The 4,447-nt window shown below is 46.4% G+C and carries 1 protein-coding gene and 2 pseudogenes; 1 reads left to right on the top strand and 2 read right to left on the bottom strand.

Going from position 1 to position 4,447, the window contains the following annotated elements:
• A pseudogene (locus Q1M25_RS08405) lies at positions 1–905 on the bottom strand (recombinase); the annotation flags it as partial.
• A gap of 229 nt (positions 906–1,134) precedes the next feature.
• A complete protein-coding gene (gene clpB, locus Q1M25_RS08400; RefSeq protein WP_108699942.1) occupies positions 1,135–3,708 on the bottom strand; it encodes an ATP-dependent chaperone ClpB in 2,574 nt (857 codons plus the stop codon).
• Between the two features lie 257 nt (positions 3,709–3,965).
• Between clpB and Q1M25_RS08395 the strand changes: the two are divergent.
• Positions 3,966–4,447: pseudogene (locus Q1M25_RS08395) on the top strand (tryptophan--tRNA ligase); the annotation flags it as partial.

Below are 4,447 nucleotides of genomic sequence, written 5' to 3'. Positions count from 1 at the left end.
TGGCTGGTGCTGTATTGCTCCACCGCCGCATAAATCATCGCATTCATCAGATTGACAGTTAAGCGGGTGCGGCTGGTTTCGATTTGAATATTGGTCAACAATTTCAGGCGGTCTATGGTTTGTTGCAGGCGTTCGAGCAAGTGGGCCACTTTCACTGACGAACCAGACCCTGCTCCCGTACCGCGACGGCGCAGATAGTCAATTTGATTTTCACACTGGTCAAACATAACCTCCAAGTGTGCCGTATCATAAGTTTCTTCACTATGGCGATAATGTTCCACCATCTTCGCCACTTCGCGCTGTAAAGCGACAAATGCAGAATCCGCTTCCAACAAACGGGGGGCAATTCGTATTAAATCCGGCTCAATCGCTTCGGAAGCAATCCAGATAGACAACATTTCTACCGCACGCAAACGTGCATCTGTCAATTGTCGGCTGGCCGTCTGAAGCAAAGCAGGATCCGCCTTGGCCAACAACAATTCATACATACCCAGCCATTGTCGCAAACTCAGTGTTTGCAACCATTTATCATCGTTTTCAGAATGAAAAAGATATAAAAATACTTCGCGCAAGTTGGAAAAATCTTTATAAGACGGGCTGAACCGCTCATAAATCCGTATGCCCATTTCCCGGGTAAAACTATGGCGCGAGAAAATACCCAGCTTAATCAGCGCAGGATAAATGTGAACTTTAGACAGCCAAGTATAAAAGCGCAGGCTGAATTGACGGCATAAAGCATCGTCTTGTTTTAACGTAGATAAAATCAAATCAAAACGTTCGGAAGCCTTCTTTTTGCCTCCTCGGCGCAAAAATTTGATTAATGCATTGAGAATAAGAACAAAGTCGGTATCATTTAAGCGTTCCGACAAAATAATGTGAAGATTTTGATTAGTCAGTTTTTGCATTGTAGTATTATTACACAAAATGAGATATTTAGCAAGAACCTTGGCAAACAGGTCGGATTATATCGCATTCTTTATCAACCCATGTCACAAGATTTTCAATTAATATTCTCTAAAATTCAATGAATAATCAAATTACATAACAAATATATGATGTGAATCAATAAGTAAGAAAGGCCGTCTGAATTCTTTCAGACGGCCTTTTACAACAACATACTACATTGTTTTAAACTTATGCAAACAAGAGCTTACCACCCTCTTCTTTAACATGGATTGTGCTATCAGGTGCATATTTACCTTCAAGCAATGCTTTTGCCAGCGTATTTTCGATTTCTGACTGGATGGCGCGTTTGAGCGGACGGGCACCATACACAGGGTCGAAACCGGCTTTAGCAATCAGATCCAAGGCAGCATCATCGACTTTCAGATGCAGATGTTGTGCTTCCAAACGTTTTTCCAAACCTTTAAGCTGGATTTTCGCAATGCTGCGGATATTGGCCTGATCCAAACCATGGAACACGACTACTTCGTCAATACGGTTGATCATTTCAGGACGGAAATGTTCTTTCACATCCTCCATCACAACTTCTTTTACCGCTTCGTAGTCTTGAGTACCCATTTGTTGGATATGTTGGCTACCAATATTGGAAGTCATCACGATAACGGTATTTTTGAAGTCTACGGTACGGCCTTGTCCGTCGGTCAAGCGACCGTCATCCAATACCTGCAGCAAGATGTTGAATACGTCCGGATGGGCTTTTTCCACTTCATCCAAAAGAATCACACTGTATGGTTTGCGGCGGACTTGCTCAGTCAAGTAGCCGCCTTCTTCGTAGCCAACATAGCCGGGAGGCGCACCGATTAAGCGGGCAACAGCATGTTTTTCCATGTATTCGGACATATCGATACGAATCAGATGATCTTCGCTGTCAAACAGGAAACCTGCCAAAGCTTTGCACAACTCGGTTTTACCCACACCGGTCGGGCCTAGGAACAGGAAGCTGCCGTAAGGTTTGTTTGGATCGGCAAGGCCGGAACGGCTGCGGCGGATGGCGTCGGATACAGCACGCACGGCTTCGTCTTGACCAACCACGCGGCGGTGCAATACTTCTTCCATTTTCAACAGCTTGTCGCGTTCACCTTCCATCATTTTGGACACGGGGATGCCGGTCATGCGCGATACGATTTCGGCCACTTCGTCCGCACCAACTTCAGTACGGAAGAGTTTGTTTTGTTTTTTGCCGTCGGGGTTACTTTCCGCAGCTTGCAACTGTGCGCCCAATTTCGGCAACTCACCGTATTCGAGTTCGGACGCACGGGCAAAATCGCCTTGACGTTTGGCCTGCTCGATTTTGACTTTGATGTCGTCCATCTGTTTTTTGATGTCGGCGGTGCTGGAAGAGGCGGCTTTTTCTGCTTTCCAGATTTCGTCCAAATCGGCGTATTCTTTTTGCAAGCCGTCGATTTCTTCGTCTATCAATTCCAGACGTTTCTTGCTGGCATCATCGCTTTCTTTGGCAACGTGCATTTTTTCCATTTTGAGCTGGATAATGCGGCGGTCGAGTTTATCCATCTGCTCGGGTTTGCTGTCCAACTCCATTTTGATACGGCTGGCTGCTTCGTCGATCAAATCAATCGCTTTATCAGGCAAGAAGCGGTCGGTAATGTAACGATCGCTCAACTCCGCTGCGGCAACGATAGCAGGGTCGGTAATATCGATACCGTGGTGGATTTCATAACGCTCTTGCAAACCGCGCAAAATAGCGATGGTATCTTCCACGCTGGGCTCGCCGACCAATACTTTTTGGAAGCGGCGTTCGAGTGCCGCATCTTTCTCGATGTACTGACGGTATTCGTCCAAAGTAGTCGCGCCGATGCAGTGCAGTTCGCCGCGCGCCAAAGCCGGTTTCAACATATTGCCCGCATCCATTGCGCCGTCGGTTTTGCCTGCACCAACCAAAGTATGGATTTCATCGATGAAAATCAAAGTGTTGCCATCGTCTTTAGCCAAGTCGTTCAACACACCTTTCAAGCGTTCTTCAAATTCGCCGCGGTATTTCGCGCCAGCAATCAAAGCCGCCAAGTCCAGAACCAAAAGGCGTTTGTTACGCAGGGATTCAGGTACTTCGCCGTTGACGATACGTTGCGCCAAGCCTTCAACAATAGCGGTTTTACCCACACCCGGCTCACCAATCAGCACAGGGTTATTTTTGGTACGGCGTTGCAATACCTGAATTGCACGACGGATTTCATCATCACGACCGATAACAGGGTCGAGCTTGCCGTCTCGGGCGCGTTGAGTCAGGTCGAGTGTGTATTTTTTCAAAGCATCGCGTTGGTCTTCGGCATTCGCATCGTTCACGTTTTGTCCTCCTCGTACCGCATCGATCGCGGCATTGATATTTTGTTCGGTAGCACCGGCTTCTTTCAAAATTTTGCCGGTCGCATCATTCTGCTGAACCAAAGCCAGCAGGAAAAGTTCGCTGGCGATATAGGCATCGCCACGTTTGGTCGCAGCCTTGTCCATCAAGTTCAATACAGCTTGCAGCTCACGGCTAGGCATAATATCGCCGCCTTGACCGGATACTTTTGGCAAGCTGCTCAAATGTTGCTGCAAACGTTGTTTTACTTGAGGCACATTCACACCTGCATGAGCCAGTAACGCAGCAGCACCACTGTTTTGATCATCAAGCAACGCTTTTAAGATAAAGCCGGCCTCAAGATAGCTGCTGTCCGCAGCTAAAGCCAGACTTTGACCTTCTTGCAGAGCTTGCTGAAATTTGGCAGTTAATTTATCAAATCTCATTTTAAGTTCCTCTTCAAATATATTCTGTTAGAGCCTATATAAGCGCAAATGTGGATAACTCAATAGCTATTTACTCCATTAACCAAAAATTTTTATTACCTTATTGTTTTATAAAGTTTTATTTTTATAATTTTATGTGCATAACTTTATTATCCAGTTACCCTTTACTCAAAAGGCCGTCTGAAAAATCAAGAATAATCAGGTATAATCGGCACCATATTTATTTTCAGACGGCCTTTGTGCCGAAGGATACTTTCATGAGCAAAAAACGAGTTTTAACAGGTGTTACCACAACAGGTATTCCACACTTGGGCAACTATGTCGGTGCCATCCGCCCGGCCATCCGCGCGGCGCAAGATTCCAATACTGAATCATTCCTCTTTTTGGCCGACTATCACGGCATCATCAAATGTCATGAGCCGGAAATGATTCATCAATCTACTCAAGCTGTTGCCGCCACATGGCTCGCCTGCGGACTCAACCCTGAACAGACCACTTTCTACCGTCAAAGCGATATTCCCGAAGTGATGGAGTTGAACTGGATTCTGACCTGTATCACTGCAAAAGGTCTGATGAACCGCGCCCACGCTTATAAAGCTGCAGTACAGGCAAATACCGAAAACGGTCAGGAAGATCCGGATCACGGCGTGGAAATGGGCCTGTACAGCTACCCTATCCTCATGACTGCCGACATCCTGATGTTCAATGCCCATGAAGTACCAGTCGGTCGCGACCAAAT

The sequence above is a fragment of the uncultured Neisseria sp. genome, from assembly GCF_951230505.1.
Taxonomy (GTDB): domain Bacteria; phylum Pseudomonadota; class Gammaproteobacteria; order Burkholderiales; family Neisseriaceae; genus Neisseria.
The sequence above is the reverse complement of the archived record's forward strand: the minus strand, read 5'-3'. Positions and strand labels throughout refer to the sequence as shown.

Bases quoted from the DNA above. Each gene is read 5' to 3' on its own strand.
- clpB (WP_108699942.1), bottom strand. From the start codon at position 3,708: ATGAGATTTGATAAATTAACTGCCAAATTTCAGCAAGCTCTGCAAGAA.